Genomic DNA, 21,807 nt, shown 5'->3' on the forward strand with positions numbered 1-21,807 from the left:
TTAATTTAGATTACAACTAAGCATTGATGTGGCTATTTAAATGAAAATGGATGAGACGGCTATTCTTCTTTCTTTATTTGCAACAAGAATTTCTCAAACAGTTGTATGGTTTTGGTATTGATTTCCTCATAGGACAAGCGGTCTTTGCTTTGGTAAAAAAACATAAAAGAGTAAGGTTGTTCCAGATTATCTATTAGTAAATGTTTATTTAGTCTATAAGTCTCGCGCAGTACTCTTTTGAAATAATTACGGTCAACTGCTTTTTTAAAATATTTTTTGGAAACCGAAACGCCTATTTTTATTTTTTCGCCTTCGCCAAAAGTTCCTGGATTATAAACCAATCGCAAAGGATATTTTGATACCGATTTTCCTTCGGTAAATAACAATCCAATGGCGATTTTGCTTTTGAGTTTTTCGTTTTTGGGATAGGTGAAGTTCATTTTAATTAGATATGCTGAATTATAATAGAGGCAAAGGTACAATTAATGCGGAGTCATGCAACAGACCGTTTTTGATGCCGTAGGATTTACAATTGGGACAAAAGTTTCTTTTTTATTTTGATAAATTATGATTAAAATTTTGTAAATTCATGTTTTACAAACAATTAGATGGGATTTGATTAATTGCCGGAGTTATAAATAGACCTAAAAATATATTTCTTACTTTTGTGGCAAATTTAATAGTATGCAAAAGTTAATTTCGTATCCCTTATCTTTTATTGTTTTAGTACTAGTTCTGTTGACTTTGGTTGTATTTCACCCCATTCAATGGATTTGTTTACACGTATTTGGATATCAAGCGCATAAAAAAAGTGTTGATTACCTGAATTTTATATTGCTGAAAATCGTTATTATTTTAGGAACGACTTTTAGTTTTGAAAATAGAGAAAGTATACCAAAAGGAGTGCCGGTCATTTTTGTTGCGAACCATCAGAGTCTGTATGATATTATTGCAATGATATGGTTTTTGAGAAGATCTCATCCAAAATTTGTCAGTAAAAAAGAATTAGCCAAAGGAATTCCAAGTGTTTCTTATAATTTAAGACATGGTGGATCGGTAGTTATAGATAGAAAAGATCCAAAACAAGCCATCCCTGCTATCAAAAAAATGGCAGATTATATAGAAAAGCATAAGCGTTCAGCGGTGATTTTTCCGGAAGGAACGCGCAGTCGGAACGGAATACCAAAAGAATTTGCACAGACTGGTTTGAAGATTTTATGCAAGAATGCACCATCGGCTTATATAGTTCCCATCAGTATCAATAATTCGTGGAAACTCTTAAAATACGGAACTTTTCCATATGGTTTAGGAAATCATATTACCTTTGTAGTGCATGAAGCATTTGCCGTGAAGGATTTTGAGTTTAAGGATATCATGCAAAAGACTGAATCAGCAGTCGTAAACGGAATAAAAATTTAATAATTTATAAATAATGTCTATAAAAAACATTCGTCTAGAAGTAATGCAATTTCTAGAAAACAAGGTAGAAGGATTTATGGAACAGTATCTGATTCCTGTAGAAAATATTTGGCAGCCTTCGGATTTTTTACCTAATTCTGAAAGTGATAATTTTTTGGAAGAAGTAAAAGAACTTAGAGAAATCTCCAAAGATTTACCTTATGATTTTTGGGTAGCTATGGTAGGAGATATGATTACCGAAGAAGCTTTGCCAACTTACGAAAATTGGTTGATGGAAGTGGAGGGTGTTGATAATCTGGAGAGAAACGGTTGGGCTCAATGGGTTCGTCAATGGACAGGAGAAGAGAATCGTCACGGAGATTTGCTGAATAAATACTTGTATTTGTCAGGTCGTGTGAATATGCGCGAAATCGAAATGACAACACAACATTTGATCAATGATGGTTTTGATATCGGAACGGGTAGAGATCCATATAAGAACTTTGTGTACACGAGTTTCCAAGAGTTAGCTACTTATGTTTCCCATAACAGAGTTTCGCAATTGGCTAAAAGTTATGGAGATAAGAAATTATCAAAAATGTGTAAAATGATTGCTGGTGACGAAATGCGCCATCATCATGCCTATAGCCATTTTGTTACTGAAATTTTCAAAGTGGATCCAAGCGAAATGATGCTTGCTTTCCAATACATGATGAAACAAAAAATAGTGATGCCAGCTCATTTCCTGAGAGAATCAGGAAACAAAATTAGTTCTGCTTTCGAACATTTTTCAGATTCAGCGCAACGTATTGGGGTTTATACTGCAAACGATTATGTGGAAATCATGCAAAAACTAATTGACAAATGGGAAATTGATAAAATAGGTGGTTTAACGGATGAAGCCGAGAAAGCCCGTGATTACTTGATGAAGTTGCCGGCTAGAATGGCAAGAATCTCTGAAAGATTAATTATTCCTAGTGAGTCATTCCAATTCAAATGGGTAGAACCGGCGAGACTGTAATTTAAGATTTAAGATTACGGAATTAAGATTTTTTAAAATTGACATTGATATTGCAATTGATATTGATTTTTGACATTGAAATTAACATTGCTGATTTTTGAGGTTTAGACTTTAAGAATCAGCATTTTTTATAAACATAAACAGCAAATGAGCAATCTAGATTTGATAAACAAAACCATCCTTTTTGTAAAAGAAAAATTAGCCAATGCCGAAGGTGGTCACGATTGGTTCCATATTCAAAGGGTGTATAAGAATGCATTATTAATTGCGAGAGGAGAAAACTGTGACGAAACTGTTGTTAAACTCGGTGCTTTGCTACACGATATAGCCGACAGTAAATTTCACGCTGGTGACGAAACAGTGGGGCCAAAAGTGGCTCGTGAGTTTTTGGAAAGCGAAGGTGTTTCCGAAAGCATTATTTCTCATGTTATCCAAATTATTGACAATATCTCTTTTAAAGGCGGAAAAACTGAAAAAACATTCTCTTCTATTGAATTGGATATCGTTCAGGATGCCGACCGATTGGACGCAATAGGTGCCATTGGGATTGCCAGAGCGTTTAATTATGGAGGATTCAAGAATAGAACAATGTATGATCCTCAAATCGCGCCAAATTTGCACATGAGCAAAGAAGAATACAAAAACAGTCAAGCTCCTACAATCAACCACTTTTATGAAAAATTGTTATTGTTGAAAGATAAAATGAATACCGAAACAGGTAAACAAATAGCTGAACAAAGACATCACTATATGCAGGGATTTTTGGGGCAGTTTTATGCCGAATGGGACGGGGAGTTATAGATTTAAGGTTTTAGATTAGCGATTGCTGATTTTTGATTTTCAATTAATATTCCAACCAAATCTGAAATCATAAATCAGCACTCAAAAATCTGAAATCAAAGTCCCCTCTCTTTCATTTCCAGAATCACATCCGATGCATTCTTAAAAGTAGGTGCTTGTTCAATAATACTTCCCACACGTTTTTTATTCAGTTTGAAGGTAATATCATTTTCGGTGGTGAATAAAAGTGCCGTCAGGAACGGGTTGTTCATGTATGGAGCCAAAACAATATAAGCTTCGTCAAGCGTGTGAAAACTTTCTATTTCCTCCGTTTTGTATCGCGCAGTAACCGAAAGACAAAAAACTCCATCATTCAAAACTGGACGCACATAAATATTTTTCAAATCAGTGTCGCCTATGGTTTTGGCCAAAGTCAATTTGGCATAAGTTTTATTGGCGATACTTTCTTTTACTTTTTCCCAAAACTCGGCAAATACAGGTTGAAAAGACATAGATTTTATTTTTAAGTATTATGGAAAGGCAAAATTAAGTTTTTGAAACCAAACAAAATACTTTTGTCTTAAGATAATCTAGGGTATTTTTTAGTGTTCTTTTCGATTAAGTGTCGTTCATTAAAATTATCCTGGCCTTTGGGTTTCTCAATTCGAAATGATGTTTTAAAAATGGTAAATGCGTATATTTGGTTTTAATAATGGATACGATTTTTTATACTGCTCGCGACTGTTAAGAAAATTAAAAAAATGAAAAGAATAACTGTATTTTGTGGTTCCAGTTCAGGAACCGAAGCAATCTATACTGCACAAGCGACTTCGCTTGGGCAAACATTAGCCAAACGAAATATAGAATTAGTTTATGGCGGAGCCAATGTTGGACTTATGGGAGCCATTGCTGACGGCGTTTTGAATAATGGCGGAAAAGCAATAGGAGTGTTGCCCAATTTTTTGAGGTCAAAAGAAATTGCCCACAAGCAGCTCACGGAACTGATTTTGGTGGATACCATGCACGAACGGAAAACCAAAATGAATGACCTTTGCGACGGCGTAATTGCACTGCCGGGTGGTTTTGGAACATTAGACGAACTTTTCGAAATGCTGACTTGGGGACAACTCGGACTGCATAAAAAACCAATTGGCATTTTAAACGTTGGAGGCTATTTTGATGCTTTAATTATTTTCACTCAAACAATGGTGGACAAAGGGCTTTTGAAAGAAGTAAATCAACAAATGCTTTTGGTAAGTGACACCATTGATGATCTTTTGGATAAAATGGAAAATTACGTTCCGCCAACAGTGGGGAAATGGATTGACAAGAAAGATATTTAAAGGCCGTTAATGAAAACTAAAGCAAACGAAAAAAATAATGCAGTGCATTTTATTGAGTTAGGTGAAATATTTATCGGAGATTTGCAGTGAAATTAAATTTCCTATCGTGGGTTTTTTGATTACATTTAAATTTTTAGAAATAGATTTTCAGAGTAAGGATGTACTAGTGGTTTTAAGAAACTGCAGACTCACAACAATTGATTCAAATCAATCAAAATGAAGAAAGATACCCATTCGACATATGCAATGTCAACAATTGAGGATTTCATTGCGCATAAACAAATAAAGGAAGCTGATTTATTACCCGATTCAGAATCGCGTTTGGATTCCATGGAAATGAAAGAAAGACCTATTTTGGATTCCAGTATTCCGTTTAGAGATTTGACTGATGCTGCAAGCAAGCGAGAAAGTATTGGTCGACTCATTGATAAACTGGATGTTGCCACAAATGTCAGGTATCAAAGAACAATAGAAGACACTTACTGTAATGTATATTCTTATGATTATTGCCATTTCTGCAAAGTGTATCTGCCTACCGTTTGGTGGACGGATGAATCCCTGGAAAAAGTATTAGAAGGAGAAGTCGTTGATGCTGTTTTTGAACAAACTGTTGATCGCATTTACTCCAGTGCCATCCACGATTGGTTTTTGGAATGGGGAGCCAATTTTGGATGGGAAAGGATGTTTACCGCTGAAGAAATTCAAAATAAAGTGAATGTCAATGGCGGTGTTGGAATAATTTGTGCCAAAAGAAAAGAAAAAGGACTCTCTGGGCATATCGTTCCTGTTGTTCCCGAAACTGATTTGCATCGAGCATACCGAGAGAATGGTAAAGTAGTGTATCCATTGCAATCACAAGCGGGAAAAGAGAATTATAACTACTTTTCGGAAGTCAGAAAAGACTGGTGGAATGATGAATTATATTCCTCTTATGTGTTTTATTATCACGAATAATTTAAAAAATTAATGTGATAACTTCAATATTTTGCATTATTATTGATTTTCAATGATTTAACTACTTGGAAATAAGATAATAATGAAGTACTTTTGCAACTTGGAAAAAACAAGGATGGCAAAAGTCACAATAAGGCTATTCATCTGCTTAAATTATTGATATAAAAGTGATTAATGACAATAGTATTTTTATAACCCCCATTATAAAATTTTACTTTTTATCAATCGTTCAGTCGATACAAGTGCAAAATTTCTGAGACTGAATACAAACATTCCTATTATTTAAAAATAAAGAACCGATTTTACAATTTGTTGAATCCGTTTGAAGGACTGTCTGTGTTTCGATTCCTAACAGATTCGATTCGTATTTCCGAATAAAAAATGATTTTAAAAGTTCAATTAACCATAAAAAGAAAATTAGTATAAATGAAAGACAATCAGACAAAAAAATATTATTGGGGTATAGGATTAGAAAACGAAACCTACATGCAATTTGAAGAATCCCTAATAGTTTCTGGTGAGTTTATACAAGAAAAGATTGGTTTTGAGAAATACAGTATTGATTATAGAAAATGCTATAAACCAGAAAGTTTAGGGCCTATATTGAAAAAGGCTTTTGGTTTGAATGAAAACTACAAAGTGAGCCGAATGATTAATAGTCATTCGCTAGAAAAACTCGATATAAATTACCAGCACAAAATGTTATCGGCAGTAAAATCATTAGCTGATAGTACCGAAACCGCTGAGGTAAATCCAAAACCCCTTGAAAATCCTGAATATCTTGGAAAATCCATCATGGAACTTTTCCTTGAGGATCAACCATACAATATTCAGAGTATGATCACCCAAAGAAATAAAACGATGGGGTCGGTACATTTTGATGGAGATTCTATCGAATTTGTAACCAAGTATTTTGAAAATCGAACGATAGCCGATTCCTGTAAAGAGCTAAAAGCAACCAAAAAATTATTTCTTGACAAAATCAATGAGTCATCTGTATTAAACGGAAAATTAAGCTTTCCCGATTACAATAATGGTCTTAATATGTTTATGACCAATCAGGAAAACCTTGTTTTGTTTAATAACGGCACGTATCATTTTCATATTACGTTGCCTTCATTAACGGAAGACAGCAGAATTGTAGATTATAATGATTTTGATAAAACGCACTCCAACGCTATTTATTTGTTGCAATGGTTTGAACCTTTTTTTATAGCAACTCTTGGAAGCCCAGATATTATGGGAGTGATAAGTGATAAATACAGTTTGGACAAGAATTTCACTTTGGGTTCTATGCGTAATGCGATGTCTCGTTACATAGGCGTAGGAACTTATAACAAAGCAATGCCAAAAGGAAAAATTCTGACCTACAAAGTAGATGATTTTAGAAAACTGCTAAAGTTTGAAAAAGAAGAAAACATTTGGTGGCGCGACCAGATTGAAGTCGACATGGAATATGAATTGCTGTCGGAAGTGGGACTTGATTTTAATCAGGAAAAAATGTACCAGAGCGGTTTTGAGTTCAGAAGCTTTGATGAATTTCCGGCTGAATACTTAAACGATGTTCTTTTTTCTATTATTTTGATATGTGAACATTCTCTGAATTTACCCGATGTTCAGTGGGGACATGACAGTGTGGTTTGGAATAACTTGGTTTTTAAAACTTTAAAAAACGGTTATTTAACCGAAATAAACGAAGTCGAAAAGAATGAAGTCCTAGATTTATTGCAAATAGTACAACCGTCAGACAGTGATTATAACACACTAAAAGCGGAATTTGAAGCCATTGTGATGCTTGATGCCTTTTTCTTCAAAATTTTGGCTGTTTTGCATGATAAATATAAAGACAACAATATTTGTTTGGATTCAATGTACGGTCAAAAAACAAGTTCTCCTCCAAAATGGGATAACTTCAACAAATACCAAACCGAAAGACATTTGCAACAAATAGGAGCTTTCTGCGAGAATTAGATCTTTTTATATAGTACTCAGTTTATTAAAATGAAGATTCAAATCCATCAATGAATTTACGCATCGTATATTGTTTGGCATACGTGTCATAATATCCCATAATATAATAGTTTTTGTAACGGATAATGCTGGGTGTCGTGACTTCGGGATGTTCCTCTCTGAAACGAGAAATAAAATCGACGGCAAGAGGTTCCTGTTCTTGTTTGGTATGGTCCAGTTTTTTATCGAATGTACTTTCAAAATATATAGTTGTTGGGACATTACGGAAAGCTAAATTAGTGTTGTCTTGACCAACATCAGTAAATTGGATATCACCTGTTCCACCCAATGTAATCAAGATGGATTTCGGCGTTTTATAAACGGTTAAACCTACTTCCAAATACACTAATTGATCCAAGAATTTGGCCGTGCTTTTTAACTCTTTTGGTCTGTCTCCTGCCAATTGTAACCACAAAGGAGAGCTTTTAAAAGGGATAGTTTCGGTTTTTGAAACGGGAATACTTTTGATGATTTCGCCTGATTTGTAATCTTTTATTTCAAACAGTAATTCTTCTTCATTGACTTTGAGTTGGTATATTTTGCTCTCGTGATAATAGGAATTGGAGAGGCTGACATAATTTTGCGTCGTGGTTTTAGAAATGTTTTTTTCCAAAATTTCAAAAGTTGCCAAGTCAATTTCGAAAGCTTGGGTTTCATTATCGTTATGGTCGAACGTGAGAAGCAATTTGTTTTTTAGGACATACAATTTCGTTTTTTGAGTGCCTTTGAACAATGGATTGAACTGGTTCGTTTCTATTTTTTCAATGGGGCAAACTTCCAGAATTTGGCTAAAAGTTATAGCTTTATTTTTACTGTTTTTAAAATTAAAAGAACCGAAATCCAATGTTTTCTCTTCTTTTTTTCCGTTTTTAAAAACATACAATATCAATTTTTGTTCGAAGTGTTTTTGCGAAAGAATATAAAAAGTATTGTTTTCCTGAAATTGTGTGATAATGGTTTGATTGAAAAAAGGTAAGTCATAATTGAAAACAGCAACTGTAGCTTTGGTATTCAAATCATATTGGACGGCCAGTATTTTAGTAAAGTCGGGGGTGGACCAATAAAGTGTGGGGTTGCCTTCGTCATTAAAACTATATCCTGCCAAAACCTTGTAAGTGATATCAGGTCTAGCCAAAGAATATTGATTGGTTAGGAACAACGCGCTATTGTATTTTAGGATTGTGAGTGTTTCTTTGTCGGAGGCAAATACAAAAACATCATGTGTAGCGGTATTTTCCGCATTTACAATTTGTTTATATTCTTTAGATTTTTTTAGTTCCAATGGAAATGTAGCCAATACCGTCTGACTAAAAAGAAAGTTACATTGGGTTAGAATCAAAAAAAGAATAAATTTTTTCATAAGTTCGTTACTTTCGGGATAAGATGTTTTTTAAAATGAATCCAAAATCTTATATCTAGTGAATTTATTGATTCATTATTTCTTGAAAATAATCTACCATTTGGCCTACATGCATGGCGTCCATCAATCCGTGATGGGCGTGGATTGACATTGACATTTTTCTCTTTCCTTTTTTGGAGAGTGTCATTTTTCCAAAAGAAATTTTTGGACAGCTGTCTGGAAAAGTCATATTGCGGGCATGGGAAAGCGAAGTGAAATTCAGCCAGGGAATTGCCGAAAAGTGAATGACATTATCCTCTTTAAATTCTCGGGTGAATAATCCAGTTGTACCTTGAATGCGATTGATTTCTTTTGTCGCCGTTTGTTCAAAAATGGCATAATCAGGATGATATTCTATTAGGGAAAATCCAAAAGTACCATCTGCTCGACTTATAGTTGCCGATCCGTCTATGCGGTCATGAATGTAAATATGGGTGTTCTCAATTCGGTATTTGAAATTTTCGAAAGCATTTACAGCCATCAAAGTTTTGTGTAAATAATAAATGAAAAAGGACGTGCCCTGTGCTTTGGATGTTTCATACGCTTTGGTACAATCAATAGTCACGTTAACTCCAAAAAAAGGTTCTTGCATTTGTTTAAAGAAAAGGAAATGTTCTTTTCGATTCCAATTGTCTAGGTCTAAAAGTCTTTTCATTTTTTAGTATTTAGGGTGATCCAATTCTTTAGCGGTCTGAAGGTTTTAAGGGAATACGTTTGAATTTAAAAACCTAGCTAAAATACTAAATAAAAAGCATTTTAAGTAAAATAAAAAAGCCTCAAAAGAAATTTCCCTTGAGGCTTTTAGTACTAATTCAATTTATTTATTTTACTTTGAAAGTAACTCTTCTCACTAGTTTTCTAGCTCCATCTGAGTCTTTATCAACAGAGGAATCTTCACCTGCACCAACAATATTTAATCTTGAAGAATCGATTTTAGCTTTTACAAGAACATCTTTAACGCTGTTAGCTCTTGCGTTTGACAGTTTGTCGTTATAATCAGATCTACCAATTTCATCGGCGTGCCCAATAATGTCTACTGAAGCTGTTGGGTTGTTTCTTAAATAAGTTAGAATAAAGTCAATTCCTTCCGTAGAAACATTTGTAGGTTTTGATTTTGCAAAATCAAAATAAGTTGTAACATATCCTTCATTGATTAAGTTACGAATCAATTCGTTATTGCTCAATATAACAGTTTGATCTGCTTTTTTGCCATACGTTTTGTCAAAGTAACGTTCTATTTCATCGGGGATATTATTATTGTTCAAATCAACCGCTCTACCTTTGCTGTCTACCATTACACCCGAAATAGTGTTTGGTTCAACATCAAGATAATCGACCACTCCGTCACGGTCCGTATCTTGCATTTTAGTATCAATATCGTTCAATCGTTTATTGATCATGTCAAATTCGTTTTCGTTATCGACAACCCAGTCAGCATGTTTTGCATTAGAACCTAAATACACGGTCAAACCTACTGTGCCATTGAAAAGAATTCCTGAAAAGCCTCTGTTTGCCGTTTGACTTGCCGCATCAAAAGTTCCGTCTTGACCAGCACTAAGAATGGTCGTGAAATCACCAGTTAGTGCTAGGCGATCAGATAATTTGATCTGACCAGTCACTCCAGCTAAAAAGTTACCTGTTCTGTCTTTAAATGAAGAATTCTGATCTTCTAATTGTGCTACACCAAAACCGGCATGACCTAATAAGCCAATAGTTTTTGTCCAAGTTTCAAAACTCATAATTCGCCCTAAATTAGCAACACCCTGTAATGCTACTCTGTAATATTTAGTGTCAAAATCAGCGGAATTGTCTCTTTCTTTAAAACTGTTATAGCCAAAATCAGCTTTCATACCGAATTTGTTATTGAACATGTATCGAATCCCTAAATCAGCAACAAAGGGGCTGGGAGTTGATGTAGAATAACCTAAAGTCATTGGTCTTTGTGGTTTGTTAACACCACCGGCTAGTTCAATCGACCATTTGTTGAAGTCGGTCTTTTCGCTTTTTTCTGTTGCAGTTTGGGCACTCAATGTGGTCATACCAGAAGCAAAAACCAATGTCAATATAATTTTTTTCATAATTTCATAATTTAAATTCCCGACAAACCTACATTACAAAGTTTGTTGGGAAATTTTAACCCGTGAATTATGAAAGTATTCGTTTTAGTTCTGTAAAAAACAGCTTTTAAAACTATTTTTCAATAGTTATTTGTAAGATTTTAATCATATAATGTAAATGCGGTCTATTGTAAAATCAAAATTATTTCTAGGTAAAAAGGATATAATATGAGTTTTTTGCGACCAAATAGTTTCTAGGTTATCCCAATTATCTTTATTTCAATTTTCGATTTTGTTGGAGAATCTGTTAATCTAGTTTTTTTAAAACCTCTGTTATTTTTTCAAAGGCTTGAAAATTTTTGTGCTCTACTTTATGATCAATTTTCTCATGTGCCCAAGTGGTATGAAAAGGAATGTGAACGGCGTATCCGCCAATGGCCAAAACAGGCAATACATCCGATTTTAAAGAATTTCCAATCATGAAAAATTCCTCGGGTTGAATTTCCAAACGTTTGATCAAATCCGAATAATCCACCTCTTGCTTGTCTGACATTACCTCGATATGGTGAAAATAATGTCCCAAACCGGAATTGTGCAGTTTTCGGCGTTGGTCCAATAAGTCGCCTTTGGTGGCAACCACCAATTTGTATTTTCCATGCAAAGCCTGCAAAGTTTCCTCGACACCATCAAGTAAAACGACTGGCTTTTCAAGCAATTCTTTCCCGTATTGAATGATTTTTTCAATAATTTCAATCGGAATGGTGTTGTTCGAAATTCGCATCGCCGCTTCAATCATCGAAAGAATATAGCCTTTGATTCCATAACCATACAATTTGAGATTGTCGATTTCAATTTTGAATAACTCCTTCGAAATTCCCTGATGCGACAAATAATCTTCCATCAAACCACAGAATTTTTTCTCGGTTTCATCAAAGTAGGTTTCGTTGATCCATAAGGTATCGTCGGCATCGAAGGCTATTACTTTTAGGTTCATGGTATTTGTTTTTTTAAACACAGATTTCACAAATTTTCACAAATTAATCTGTGAGAATTTGTGAAATCTGTGTTGCTCTTTTTCTAATTTATCGTCTCTCCATTCCCAACGCCATCTGTATCAGGATTCACAAAAACCAATTTTCCTTCAGCATTGGTAGTCATCAAAATCATTCCTTGACTTTCAACACCACGAAGGTTTCTTGGAGCCAAATTCACTAAGACAGTAACTCGTTTACCAATAATATCTTCCGGTTTAAAACTCTCGGCAATTCCAGAAACTATCGTGCGAACATCAATTCCGGTATCCACTTTCAAAATCAAAAGCTTGTTGGCTTTCGGCATTTTTTCGGCTTCAAGGATTGTTCCCACACGGATATCCATTTTGGCAAAATCCTCAAATTGGATTAAGTCTTTCTGTGGTTCTGCTTTTTTGTTCTCAGCAATATTTGCAGTTTTGGTTGCTTCCAACTTGTCTATTTGTTTTTGAATTTCCTCGTCTTCAATTTTGGAGAAAAGCAATTCAGCTTCCCCAATTTGGTGACCTGCAGGCAATAAATCAGATGTATCCGTTATTGTTTTCCATTTCAAAGGCGATTCAATCTTTAAGATTCTAGATAATTTTGTGGAGGTAAACGGCAAGAAAGGCTCACAAAGCGAACTCAAAGCAGCTGCAATTTGCAAGGCAACGTACATTTGGGTTTGTACTCTCGCTTCATCGGTTTTGATCATTTTCCAAGGCTCTTCGTCTGCCAAGTATTTGTTTCCAAGTCTGGCTACATTCATCATTTCGCCAAGAGCTTCTCTAAATCTATATCTTTCCAATGAACTCGAAATCACGGCAGGATATGCTTTCAATTCGGTCAAAGTTGCTTCGTCAACTTCTGATAATTCATTCGGTTGAGGTACAATTCCGTTGTAATACTTATTGGTTAAAACAACCACACGATTGATGAAATTTCCATAAATCGCTACCAATTCATTGTTGTTTCTCGCCTGAAAATCTTTCCAGGTAAAATCATTGTCCTTAGTTTCCGGTGCGTTTGATGTTAATGCATAACGCAAAACATCCTGTTGGTTTGGAAATTCTTCCAAATATTCGTGCAACCAAACCGCCCAGTTTTTAGAAGTCGACAATTTGTTCCCTTCCAAATTCAAGAACTCATTCGCAGGCACATTGTCCGGCAAAATGTAGCTTCCTTCGGCTTTTAGCATCGCTGGGAAAATCACGCAGTGAAAAACAATATTGTCTTTCCCAATAAAGTGAACCAACTTTGTGTCTTGATCTTTCCAATACGGTTCCCACTCTTTTCCTTCGCGCAAAGCCCATTCTTTGGTAGAAGAAATATAACCAATTGGTGCATCAAACCAGACGTATAATTTTTTTCCTTCGGCACCTTCTACCGGAACATCAATTCCCCAATCCAAGTCACGGGTTACAGCACGAGGTTCAAGTCCACCGTCGATCCAAGATTTTACTTGTCCGTAAACATTCGGTTTCCAGTCGTTTTTATGTCCAACGAGTATCCATTCATTCAAAAAGTCTGAATAACGATCCAAAGGCAAGAACCAGTGTTTTGTTGATTTCAAAATAGGAGTTTCTCCCGTAATGGTCGATTTTGGGTTGATTAAGTCGGTTGCATTTAGTGTAGAACCACATTTTTCGCATTGATCACCATAAGCTTCTTCATTACCGCATTTTGGGCAAGTTCCCACCACAAAACGGTCCGCCAAAAACTGATCGGCTTTGGCATCATACAATTGCTCGGTTACTTCTTCAATAAAATCTCCTTTATCATAAAGTGTTCTAAAAAATTCCGAAGCGGTATCGTGATGAATTTTTGCCGAAGTTCTAGAGTAATTGTCGAATGAAATTCCGAAATCAGAGAACGATTTTCTAATAATTCCATCGTATTTATCAATTACTTCCTGTGGCGTAATGCCTTCTTTTTTGGCTTTCATCGAAATGGCAACCCCATGTTCATCGCTTCCGCAAACGAACAAAACGTCTCTTCCCTGTAAACGTAAATAACGGGAATAAATGTCCGAAGGCACGTAAACCCCCGCCAAATGCCCAATGTGTATAGGTCCGTTCGTATAAGGCAATGCCGCCGTAATGGTATATCTTTTTGGATTCTGTATCATATGTTGATATTGATTTTTTTATGGAGGATATGTAATTCGCTAATTAAGATTGGTGATTACAACCAATTTTTGGTACGCTCATTTCATAACTCAATTTTATTGAGTGCAAAAATAAGCAATAGAATTTTATTTGGAGCTATTTAGCTGCGCTGAATCTGTGATGTCCCACTATCCATTATAAATATGTTCACTGGACTCGGCGATGAATAGAAACCAGTTGGAGTATTTTTTTGCTTAAAAAAAAAGAAAAGGATTTTTATTTTCTAGATGAGATTAGTAATTACTTAAGAATAATGAAAATACTATCAATAATTATATAACAGTTTTCAGGCACTCTAAAGTTAATTTAGCCATTATTAATTTTAAATAAATAAAGTATGAAAACTAAAAACATATTATTTGTATTAGCATTAAGTATCGGATTATTTGCAACGTCTTGTAATTCTAGTGATTCAAACGAAGGGGACACATTAGCTCCCTTAGAAGGGAAATGGAGTATTGTAAAAGTTGGTACCAATGTTAATGGTGTAGAAACATTAGCTGATCCGCCACAAAACACAGCAGGCTGCAACCATGATTTTATTGATCTAAAGATTAATAATACATTAATTTCAGGAGATTATGATTCTACTGTTAGTGCATGTGCATTAACAACTGTGTCAGGAACTTATTCCAAAGGAGATAGTAAAGTGACAATGGTTGTAAATGGTACAACCACAACTTATGACATCGTTAATCTTACACTTACTGAATTAAAGTTAAAGAATGGCAACGCTATCTCGGTTTACATCAGATAATTCATTTATTAAGGGTTAGATTCTGCATCTTTGAGATGCAATATAAAACGGAAATGGCTTTTTAAAAGCTATTTCCGTTTTTTTATGAATGATAATCAAAGCTAAAAAGGATCAGTACGATTTGTGCTTGCCTAAAATAGTTTTTCAAATTCAGTAGGCATTTTATTTATTGGTTTTATTTTGATGTCTTTGTAGTAAACTTCACCAGCTTCACTTTGCAATTGTATTTTTCCTTCGGTTAAAGGCTGAAATTTTTCACCATCAAAATAACGAGAATTCTGCAAAACCATGACCACTTTACCGTTGATGATGTGAAGACTTTTGCCTTCAAAACAAACCAACTCTATTTCTGTCCAACCATTATTTGGTGTTTCGGCTCTCATTTTTCGCATACAAAACCCAGTATTTTCAGTATGTGTTCCAAACGGAATAAATTGCTGACTTTCATCTGCCACGGCATTCATTCCACCTTCTGGAAGATAGGCTTTAATGTCAATTGCCGCATTTGCAATGTTCCAGTAATCACCAAAATGGCCTTCCATTATTTGAAATTCCTGTGATAACATCCAAGCGCGCCAGTAATCCACACCCGCTTTTCCTTGCGAATGATAGAGCACACCTGCATCCATAAGTTTATCGGTTCTGGGCTCCCATTTTTTAGTTCCAAATTTGACTTTTAGCTTCAAACGGTAGTTTTTGAAACTTTCTTTAGTAAAAACACAACCATAATATTCCCCAGTAACTTTAAGTACGGGTTCGTTGTTTTCCTGAATCACCGTAAACATATTGTTCACATTTTTATTGTAGCCAATAGGTAGGATTTCGTTCCCATTAGCATCTGTTGGAATTTTTCCGGAATAACCGTTCTGGTGTTTGTAACTTAGATACATATCCCATTTGCTAAGGTTGTTGTCCAGTAAATTTATCCAGCCATCTTCGGATGAGTACGTGATTTTAGTTGCAGAGGTCAGGCTAATAAGAAGTGCAAGTGCTATCAGTGTGGCGTATTTTTTCATATAATTGGTTGATAATATGGATAGAGATGATTTCTCAAATCTACTAAATAAAGTCTCAGGCAGGTTATGCTTTTTATTCAAAATCAGATACCATTTCTACATTTTATCTCTCTGTCAAATGATTTGTCAAGCTGAGATTCCTTTTATTGATTGCTTTAGATTTAAATAGAATTAATGTAAACAATAGTTTTGAGTAATAAATCAGAATATATTTTGCAACCTTTGCTCCTCAAAAAACAAATCAATTTTATGAGCAAGACAAAACTAATCATTAATAAAAACGGATCTATAAAAATAGAAGGTGATTTCGAAATTATGGATCAAGAAGGAACTGTTTACGGGCTACAAGGAAGGTCTGCTTTAGGTCTTTGCCGTTGCGGATTATCGGCGAATAAGCCTTTTTGCGATGGAGGACACCGCAATAATTTCGAACACGATTCAAAAGCATTTGATTTGCCCCTAATGAAAACGAACTAAGAGATTCTGTTTATTCGTTAGGATATAAAGAAAGCTGCATTACATAATGCGGCTTTTTTTATATATAAAGTTCACCTCGCATTGTAATAATGGACGAACCTCCAACCAAAATATCATTTTCCCTATTCATGACTTCAATCAGCGAAGGCTGATTTAACTTTACTCCCTGCAGAATTTTGTATTCTTTATTGGGTTGCGTAAACTTCTTTTTTGTCAAAAAACCAATTAACGGTCCTGCAGCTGTTCCTGTTGCAGGGTCTTCATTTATACCGATTAGCGGATTGAAAAATCGGGCTTCGGCTATGTTTTCTTGATCTTGTTTGGAGATTGTAAAACAATAAAATCCTTCAAATCCATATTCTTTTGAAATTTCGATTAAAAGTTTGTTGTCTGGTACACAGTCATTAAGTATTTGACTATTCTTGATTGGTACCATGGTGTGGGCAACCTCAGTTTTAACGATGGTTGGAACAAAGTCACTAACATCCAGATCTTCAATTTTTAAACCAAGTGCCACTGCTATTTTATAAGTTGGTATTTCCTGTTTAATTATAGCGGGTTTTTGATGCATTTGTACAATTGGATATTGCGTAACAGGATCAAAACTTGCTGTTAATTTTATGGGAGAATGCTTCATGATTACAAAACGATCGGTTTCATTTTGTTCATGAAAAATAGGTATTTGTTTTAATAAAGCACCACAAACAGCGCCCAACAAATTGTGTCCCGCTCCCTCTATTTCAATACCTGTAGGTGTAAAGGAACGTACGGTCAATGCTTTGTGCGCTGAGGAATAGTAAACAAAAGAAGTCTCAGAGTAACCAAATTCTTTCGCAATATTCTGATATACCTCTAATTTTAAATTACCGTTTGTAAAAACAACTGACAATGGGTTTCCTTTGTAACTTTTATTCGAAAACACATCCAAAACGTAGTATTCTAATGTAATTCTTTCTTCCATTTTGTGTTTTTTTACTTTTTTTGAACGAATAAAGTTACTACTTGTCAATGAATCAAAGCTATAATATTCCAAATTTTAAGTTTTTCACAACATTTTTCGTTCAAATCTTAAATATATTGCTTTTTTATACCTTAAAATTCTAGTTTTTTCTTGTGTAGAAGTCATAATTCAATGAACCATTACTTTTTTTTATATTTGTAAACTGATTTAAAATAATAGGTTATGGCAAAAGGACCCGAAAAAAACACCAAAAACAAAGCTTTACATACCAAATTACTAAATCGAAAGAAGACTAAACTTCAGGAAGAGAAAAAAGCACAGGCATTGCGTTTGAGAGCTTTAGTTGCAAAAATGAATGAGAAGAAGAACAATAACGAGACGGATAACATATAAATCAATTTGTATTTCTTTTCTGTTTTTATTTAACTGAAATTTGCACCAAAGTATTTAAATAGTAAAAACATGGAATTCGGTAGAATAATAGTTTCAGAAACGGCAATGAACAGTGATAATCTTCAAAATGTGATTCACTCCAATATTTCGGTAATCAATTTAATGCGTGAGGAAGGCGTGAATGACGAATTGATTCACGAAGATGCCCTAATGAGTTATTATCTGGACTATTATTATTCCCAGTATGTTGCGGGTAACTTTGCACATTTTGTGCATCATTCCGGTTGGAATGCTGAGTTAAATGAGCTTATTGAAGAAGGTTTGGCATTGATAGGTGCCTACAAACATTTGGAATTATTCCAACAGCAATCCAAAAAAGTAAAACTGATGAGCAGTGTAAAGCTCAATAAATTTCTAAAAGGAAAATTGGAAGGTGTAAATCCAATAAGAGATTTACTTATCAACGACACCTTTTTTGAAATTGAAGAAAATTTGGTTACTTTGAACGCCAATTTTTTGAAATCACACCCTGATTTCGAAGTGCTTTCCGTTGACGATATGTTTGCTTCTTTGGAAGAATTTGTAGGTCACGAGATTAAAAGAGAATAGGATTTTTTCCAAAATAAATAGCTTTTACTTTACCATATAAGAAATATAAGTTCATTTAAGCCTGAATCTTATATGGACTTATATTTCTTATATGGTAAACTTTTTTGTCACAGTGTTTTTCTAATTCTTCACAAATTTCAATTTTTTAGATCCTGCGTCCGTTTGTACACTCATAAAATAAACGCCAGAAGACCAGGAGCTAATATCCCAATTCGTTGCCGAGCGAGTTGTTTTTATTCTTTGGCCAGCCACATTGTAAAAGACAATTTTCTCAACTGTTATTCCGCTTAGTAGGTTAAGAGTAAGGGTGTCGTTTGATTGATTTAGCGATATTTGTGCTGTAGTCAATTCAAACTTTTCTTTACTTAAAGTTGCGGTGTTGCCTTTTGAAATGATGTTTTTTTTCGGGTCAAAAGTGATGCTCGAAATGGTAAAAGGAACATTTTCCGTAAAAGTTTCTCCATTAATGGTGTTGTTCAAAATTAGATCCAATTGTTGGCCGCCAGTTCCAAAAACACGAATAGGCACCGGCATTTCAAAATAGGAAACCGATGCATCTGATTGCGTTTGATTGATAGTAAATTTGGCTTGGCCGCCTCCTAAATTTTGAGCTGTAATGTTGTAAATTGGGTAACCTTGATTGTACACCCAGTCGTTAAAGAATTCTTCGAGACTACTGCCGGAAACCACTTCCAAATGCGATTGTAAATCGGGAGTTTTGGCATATTTGTAGGCTAGATTAGCGTCTTTCAGATAATTTTTGATTCCCTGAAAAAATAGCGCATCTCCCATTTTGAAACGAAGCATATTCAGAACCATGGCTCCTTTATTATACGTTAATCGGGAGTCGAATATTCGGTTGACATTGTTAAGTTCGGCATCCGTCAAATATACAGCTCCATTAGTTTTGGAAGTAATATTGTTAATCATTTTGGTTTTTTCGGTTACAAAAGATGCCTGGCCATCAAAATTTTCGATAACCAAAGCGGCGACATACGTAGCAAATCCTTCATTGAGCCAAATGTCTTTCCAACTGCCGCAAGTGATTTTGTCACCAAACCATTGATGTGCCATTTCGTGAGCAATTAGGTCTCTTTCGAAACTTACCATAAATGAAACGGTAGTGTGTTCCATTCCGCCACCCCAGCCAAATTGGGCATGACCATACTTTTCGTTATGAAAAGGATAAATTTCGAAAAGGCTTTCATACAAATTCAGAATCAATGGAGTTTGATCCAGTTGTGTTTGTACCGAAGCTAATGTTTCGGGATAAATGTAGTTGATTATCGGATATTGGTTGGGCGCGGTACCACCTGTTTGGTTGTAAACGCTGTAATTGGTTACTGCAATAGCAACCAAATAAGCCGGAATAGGATAACCATGATGAAAATGGGTCGTTTTGTAGGGACCACTAATGATTGGTGTTGTGGTTTCTATACCATTTGCAACGCTAATATACTGAGATGGTGCTGTAATATAAACATCGATACTGTCTGCTTTGTCATTCAAATCTTGTTTGCAGGGCCACCAATCGCGAGCACCATAAGGCTCGGACAAAGTGTATAAAACTGGTGAAGCATTATGTGTTGAGGTGGTAAAGGCTTGTTCACCATTTGGGGGAGCGCCAGAATAGGAGATTACAACGGTAGCCGAAGTGCCTGAAATGAGAATACTTGGCAAGGTGATAACCAATTCGTTGTTGGTGTTTTGTGTAAATGCTAATGCCAATCCATTTTGTGTCACGTTGCTTACCGTCAATTGATTGGTTAAGTCAAAAGTGACTGTCGAAAGATCCGATAATGCAGTAAAAGTCGTAGTTACAATCCCGGAAATGTAATAACTGGCAGGATTTACAGTAAAGCGAAGTTCATGATAGGTAATATCATAGTTTTGAGTGTTGGGATTGACTCTCAAGTTCATTTTCTTAGTAGCCATCTTCTGCTCGAGGATAGCAATATCTTGTGTTTGGCTTTCTTTTTTTTGGGCATAACCCGAAATCATTACAGCCAACAATACTATCAAACACCTTTTTTTCATTTTAAAATTCAATTTGTATATCAAATATAGTTAATGATTTGACTTTAATCTGTCATAGTTTCTGATTTGTTGAGTTTTAAAAAAGCTTTAACCAAAGTGCTTTATTTCATATTTATATTAAATTTAAAATTTATTTTGCTGTAAATCAATACGATAGTGTTAAATTTAAACAATGTAAATAAAAAAGGAATATCTTTATAGTTAGGAAATTAAAGTTTTTCTTGTTGTTTTTCTTTGCCCTAAATGCAGTTTTATTGTTCAACATAAAAATGGGTGTATGCAAAAAATTACTATTTTAATTAGCGGGTTTTTATTACTTTTTTTGGGAATCGTTATGTTTCCTATTTCGATTCGGGCAAAAGAGAAAAATCTTTCTTCATCGACTGTTTTTAGACACTTGCAAAAGGATTTTCATTCAAAAATTCAGGATAAAAACTTAATCAAAGGGAATTGGCAAAGAGATGATGCAGCGGTTGAATTGCATATCTCAAGACTTTTGGAAAATGGTTCGTTGCAGGTAAATTATTTGAATTCGAAATTTATTTACATAGAAAAAGCGGGCTGGACTAATTCTTCAGACGTTTTGCGGCTATTTGTTATATACAGGCAAGATGATAGTCCCGGTTATAGTTTGTCATTACAGTATCTTGCTGAAAAAGATATACTAATTGGTGCTTATGTTGACGGTTCGGATAGTAAATCTTACAATGTCACTTTCAAAAGAAGCAAGTAAATTCATTTGAAATGCAACAAAAAAAGCCACCTGATTTCTCAGATGGCTTTTCATAATTTGTATTTTATGACTTTAGATTTTAAAAGTAACTCCAAATTTGGCACCGCTTGTTGCTGAGCCGCCTCCTAATTCTAGATTAATACCAAATTTATCGGTAAAGAAATAGCGCCCACCTACTTGAAGGCCAAGGCCTAAAGCATCGTGGTCAGGATGAGGATTATTGTTGTAGTCATTATAATTCCAAATGTAATATGTAAGAGCGGCACCTGCATAGAAATCAAATTTGCTTGGCATATTCAATATTCTGTTGAAGTGATAATTCCCGTTTCCACCAATTCCTATTGCAGTAGAATTATAATTATAGCTGCTGTTATTATAATGATATGGATCATTATCTGTTTGAAAAGATATTTGCCCGCCAAGAGTCCAATCTTTTGCAATTCCGTAATCAAGACCAAAATAAACAGGAACTCCCCAGCCCGAAGCTCCTACACCTGCGTTTAATTGTACCCCACCTTCTTCAAGAGGAGCTTGTGCAAATACACCAGAGGATATAAAACCAAAGGCAATTATTAGAATAAATTTTTTCATAAGTTTTGTTTTTAAATACAACGTAAAAATAGGATTTTATTATAGTTTTCCTTTTAATTTTGGTCAAAAAAGGAGTTTTTCTGTGAATTTTAC

The 21,807-nt window shown here is 34.8% G+C and carries 22 protein-coding genes; 11 read left to right on the forward strand and 11 right to left on the reverse strand.

Annotation, left to right across the window (positions count from 1 at the left end; translation table 11 throughout):
* Positions 1 to 59 precede the first annotated feature (59 nt).
* Positions 60 to 440 (reverse strand): ribonuclease P protein component, encoded by a 381-nt coding sequence (locus HQN62_RS02810; protein WP_173503244.1) that lies wholly within the window; start codon positions 438 to 440, stop codon positions 60 to 62.
* A gap of 244 nt (positions 441 to 684) precedes the next feature.
* On the opposite strand from HQN62_RS02810, the gene HQN62_RS02815 reads away from it, so the two are divergent.
* The 3 genes from HQN62_RS02815 (at position 685) to HQN62_RS02825 (ending at position 3,220) form a co-directional block, all read left to right on the forward strand.
* Positions 685 to 1,419 (forward strand): lysophospholipid acyltransferase family protein, encoded by a 735-nt coding sequence (locus tag HQN62_RS02815; RefSeq protein ID WP_116796502.1) that lies wholly within the window; start codon positions 685 to 687, stop codon positions 1,417 to 1,419.
* A 13-nt stretch (positions 1,420 to 1,432) separates the two neighbouring features.
* Positions 1,433 to 2,419 (forward strand): acyl-ACP desaturase, encoded by a 987-nt coding sequence (locus tag HQN62_RS02820; RefSeq protein WP_116796501.1) that lies wholly within the window; start codon positions 1,433 to 1,435, stop codon positions 2,417 to 2,419.
* Positions 2,420 to 2,566: 147 nt separating this feature from the next.
* Positions 2,567 to 3,220, forward strand: coding sequence for an HD domain-containing protein (locus HQN62_RS02825; RefSeq protein WP_173503245.1), 654 nt, complete (start codon positions 2,567 to 2,569; stop codon positions 3,218 to 3,220).
* Between the two features lie 95 nt (positions 3,221 to 3,315).
* Here the strand turns inward: HQN62_RS02825 and HQN62_RS02830 are convergent, their stop codons facing one another.
* Complete coding sequence (locus HQN62_RS02830) at positions 3,316 to 3,711, reverse strand: hypothetical protein (RefSeq protein WP_173503246.1); 396 nt, start codon at positions 3,709 to 3,711, stop codon at positions 3,316 to 3,318.
* 249 nt (positions 3,712 to 3,960) lie between these two features.
* Between HQN62_RS02830 and HQN62_RS02835 the strand changes: the two genes are divergently transcribed.
* The 3 genes from HQN62_RS02835 (at position 3,961) to HQN62_RS02845 (ending at position 7,467) form a co-directional block, all read left to right on the forward strand.
* A complete protein-coding gene (locus HQN62_RS02835; RefSeq protein WP_173503247.1) occupies positions 3,961 to 4,542 on the forward strand; it encodes an LOG family protein in 582 nt (193 codons plus the stop codon).
* Positions 4,543 to 4,758: 216 nt separating this feature from the next.
* Positions 4,759 to 5,496, forward strand: a complete 738-nt coding sequence (locus tag HQN62_RS02840; protein ID WP_116796497.1) for a hypothetical protein — start codon at positions 4,759 to 4,761, stop codon at positions 5,494 to 5,496.
* Positions 5,497 to 5,922: 426 nt separating this feature from the next.
* Positions 5,923 to 7,467, forward strand: a complete 1,545-nt coding sequence (locus tag HQN62_RS02845) for a hypothetical protein (RefSeq protein ID WP_173503248.1) — start codon at positions 5,923 to 5,925, stop codon at positions 7,465 to 7,467.
* 25 nt (positions 7,468 to 7,492) lie between these two features.
* Here HQN62_RS02845 and HQN62_RS02850 read toward each other — a convergent pair whose 3' ends face one another.
* The 5 genes from HQN62_RS02850 to metG all read right to left on the reverse strand — a co-directional run bounded on the left by HQN62_RS02850 (position 7,493) and on the right by metG (position 14,100).
* Positions 7,493 to 8,866: a hypothetical protein gene (locus HQN62_RS02850; RefSeq protein WP_173503249.1), complete on the reverse strand. Its 1,374-nt coding sequence runs from the start codon at positions 8,864 to 8,866 to the stop codon at positions 7,493 to 7,495.
* A 64-nt stretch (positions 8,867 to 8,930) separates the two neighbouring features.
* Entirely contained in the window at positions 8,931 to 9,560 is a 630-nt protein-coding gene (locus HQN62_RS02855; protein ID WP_173503250.1) for a chloramphenicol acetyltransferase, read from the reverse strand.
* 166 nt (positions 9,561 to 9,726) lie between these two features.
* On the reverse strand, positions 9,727 to 10,983 hold the full coding sequence (locus HQN62_RS02860) for an OmpA family protein (protein ID WP_116796493.1): 1,257 nt from the start codon (positions 10,981 to 10,983) through the stop codon (positions 9,727 to 9,729).
* Positions 10,984 to 11,269: 286 nt separating this feature from the next.
* Positions 11,270 to 11,956 (reverse strand): HAD family hydrolase, encoded by a 687-nt coding sequence (locus HQN62_RS02865; protein WP_173503251.1) that lies wholly within the window; start codon positions 11,954 to 11,956, stop codon positions 11,270 to 11,272.
* 83 nt (positions 11,957 to 12,039) lie between these two features.
* A complete protein-coding gene (gene metG, locus HQN62_RS02870) occupies positions 12,040 to 14,100 on the reverse strand; it encodes a methionine--tRNA ligase (protein ID WP_173503252.1) in 2,061 nt (686 codons plus the stop codon).
* Between the two features lie 377 nt (positions 14,101 to 14,477).
* On the opposite strand from metG, the gene HQN62_RS02875 reads away from it, so the two are divergent.
* On the forward strand, positions 14,478 to 14,897 hold the full coding sequence (locus tag HQN62_RS02875; protein WP_116796490.1) for a lipocalin family protein: 420 nt from the start codon (positions 14,478 to 14,480) through the stop codon (positions 14,895 to 14,897).
* 131 nt (positions 14,898 to 15,028) lie between these two features.
* Here the strand turns inward: HQN62_RS02875 and HQN62_RS02880 are convergent, their stop codons facing one another.
* Entirely contained in the window at positions 15,029 to 15,913 is an 885-nt protein-coding gene (locus tag HQN62_RS02880; RefSeq protein WP_116796489.1) for a 3-keto-disaccharide hydrolase, read from the reverse strand.
* Positions 15,914 to 16,162: 249 nt separating this feature from the next.
* Between HQN62_RS02880 and HQN62_RS02885 the strand changes: the two genes are divergently transcribed.
* Positions 16,163 to 16,390: a CDGSH iron-sulfur domain-containing protein gene (locus HQN62_RS02885; protein ID WP_173503253.1), complete on the forward strand. Its 228-nt coding sequence runs from the start codon at positions 16,163 to 16,165 to the stop codon at positions 16,388 to 16,390.
* 58 nt (positions 16,391 to 16,448) lie between these two features.
* Here the strand turns inward: HQN62_RS02885 and HQN62_RS02890 are convergent, their stop codons facing one another.
* A complete protein-coding gene (locus HQN62_RS02890; RefSeq protein WP_116798421.1) occupies positions 16,449 to 17,351 on the reverse strand; it encodes a PhzF family phenazine biosynthesis protein in 903 nt (300 codons plus the stop codon).
* 222 nt (positions 17,352 to 17,573) lie between these two features.
* Here HQN62_RS02890 and HQN62_RS02895 point away from each other — a divergent pair, with 222 nt between their 5' ends.
* Both HQN62_RS02895 and HQN62_RS02900 read left to right on the forward strand, forming a co-directional pair.
* Entirely contained in the window at positions 17,574 to 17,744 is a 171-nt protein-coding gene (locus HQN62_RS02895; protein ID WP_173503254.1) for a hypothetical protein, read from the forward strand.
* A 69-nt stretch (positions 17,745 to 17,813) separates the two neighbouring features.
* On the forward strand, positions 17,814 to 18,353 hold the full coding sequence (locus HQN62_RS02900; RefSeq protein WP_173503255.1) for a DMP19 family protein: 540 nt from the start codon (positions 17,814 to 17,816) through the stop codon (positions 18,351 to 18,353).
* 120 nt (positions 18,354 to 18,473) lie between these two features.
* Here the strand turns inward: HQN62_RS02900 and HQN62_RS02905 are convergent, their stop codons facing one another.
* Positions 18,474 to 20,390 (reverse strand): M1 family metallopeptidase, encoded by a 1,917-nt coding sequence (locus HQN62_RS02905; RefSeq protein WP_173503256.1) that lies wholly within the window; start codon positions 20,388 to 20,390, stop codon positions 18,474 to 18,476.
* 277 nt (positions 20,391 to 20,667) lie between these two features.
* On the opposite strand from HQN62_RS02905, the gene HQN62_RS02910 reads away from it, so the two are divergent.
* Complete coding sequence (locus HQN62_RS02910) at positions 20,668 to 21,123, forward strand: hypothetical protein (protein WP_173503257.1); 456 nt, start codon at positions 20,668 to 20,670, stop codon at positions 21,121 to 21,123.
* Between the two features lie 72 nt (positions 21,124 to 21,195).
* Here the strand turns inward: HQN62_RS02910 and HQN62_RS02915 are convergent, their stop codons facing one another.
* The gene (locus HQN62_RS02915; RefSeq protein WP_173503258.1) at positions 21,196 to 21,714 is read right to left on the reverse strand and encodes an outer membrane beta-barrel protein; all 519 of its coding nucleotides are present in this window, start codon (positions 21,712 to 21,714) and stop codon (positions 21,196 to 21,198) included.
* Positions 21,715 to 21,807: the final 93 nt, after the last annotated feature.

This window comes from Flavobacterium sp. M31R6 (genome assembly GCF_013284035.1).
Lineage (GTDB): Bacteria > Bacteroidota > Bacteroidia > Flavobacteriales > Flavobacteriaceae > Flavobacterium.

Bases quoted from the DNA above. Each gene is read 5' to 3' on its own strand.
- HQN62_RS02810 (WP_173503244.1), bottom strand. From the start codon at position 440: ATGAACTTCACCTATCCCAAAAACGAAAAACTCAAAAGCAAAATCGCC.
- HQN62_RS02815 (WP_116796502.1), top strand. From the start codon at position 685: ATGCAAAAGTTAATTTCGTATCCCTTATCTTTTATTGTTTTAGTACTA.
- HQN62_RS02820 (WP_116796501.1), top strand. From the start codon at position 1,433: ATGTCTATAAAAAACATTCGTCTAGAAGTAATGCAATTTCTAGAAAAC.
- HQN62_RS02825 (WP_173503245.1), top strand. From the start codon at position 2,567: ATGAGCAATCTAGATTTGATAAACAAAACCATCCTTTTTGTAAAAGAA.
- HQN62_RS02830 (WP_173503246.1), bottom strand. From the start codon at position 3,711: ATGTCTTTTCAACCTGTATTTGCCGAGTTTTGGGAAAAAGTAAAAGAA.
- HQN62_RS02835 (WP_173503247.1), top strand. From the start codon at position 3,961: ATGAAAAGAATAACTGTATTTTGTGGTTCCAGTTCAGGAACCGAAGCA.
- HQN62_RS02840 (WP_116796497.1), top strand. From the start codon at position 4,759: ATGAAGAAAGATACCCATTCGACATATGCAATGTCAACAATTGAGGAT.
- HQN62_RS02845 (WP_173503248.1), top strand. From the start codon at position 5,923: ATGAAAGACAATCAGACAAAAAAATATTATTGGGGTATAGGATTAGAA.
- HQN62_RS02850 (WP_173503249.1), bottom strand. From the start codon at position 8,866: ATGAAAAAATTTATTCTTTTTTTGATTCTAACCCAATGTAACTTTCTT.
- HQN62_RS02855 (WP_173503250.1), bottom strand. From the start codon at position 9,560: ATGAAAAGACTTTTAGACCTAGACAATTGGAATCGAAAAGAACATTTC.
- HQN62_RS02860 (WP_116796493.1), bottom strand. From the start codon at position 10,983: ATGAAAAAAATTATATTGACATTGGTTTTTGCTTCTGGTATGACCACA.
- HQN62_RS02865 (WP_173503251.1), bottom strand. From the start codon at position 11,956: ATGAACCTAAAAGTAATAGCCTTCGATGCCGACGATACCTTATGGATC.
- metG (WP_173503252.1), bottom strand. From the start codon at position 14,100: ATGATACAGAATCCAAAAAGATATACCATTACGGCGGCATTGCCTTAT.
- HQN62_RS02875 (WP_116796490.1), top strand. From the start codon at position 14,478: ATGAAAACTAAAAACATATTATTTGTATTAGCATTAAGTATCGGATTA.
- HQN62_RS02880 (WP_116796489.1), bottom strand. From the start codon at position 15,913: ATGAAAAAATACGCCACACTGATAGCACTTGCACTTCTTATTAGCCTG.
- HQN62_RS02885 (WP_173503253.1), top strand. From the start codon at position 16,163: ATGAGCAAGACAAAACTAATCATTAATAAAAACGGATCTATAAAAATA.
- HQN62_RS02890 (WP_116798421.1), bottom strand. From the start codon at position 17,351: ATGGAAGAAAGAATTACATTAGAATACTACGTTTTGGATGTGTTTTCG.
- HQN62_RS02895 (WP_173503254.1), top strand. From the start codon at position 17,574: ATGGCAAAAGGACCCGAAAAAAACACCAAAAACAAAGCTTTACATACC.
- HQN62_RS02900 (WP_173503255.1), top strand. From the start codon at position 17,814: ATGGAATTCGGTAGAATAATAGTTTCAGAAACGGCAATGAACAGTGAT.
- HQN62_RS02905 (WP_173503256.1), bottom strand. From the start codon at position 20,390: ATGAAAAAAAGGTGTTTGATAGTATTGTTGGCTGTAATGATTTCGGGT.
- HQN62_RS02910 (WP_173503257.1), top strand. From the start codon at position 20,668: ATGCAAAAAATTACTATTTTAATTAGCGGGTTTTTATTACTTTTTTTG.
- HQN62_RS02915 (WP_173503258.1), bottom strand. From the start codon at position 21,714: ATGAAAAAATTTATTCTAATAATTGCCTTTGGTTTTATATCCTCTGGT.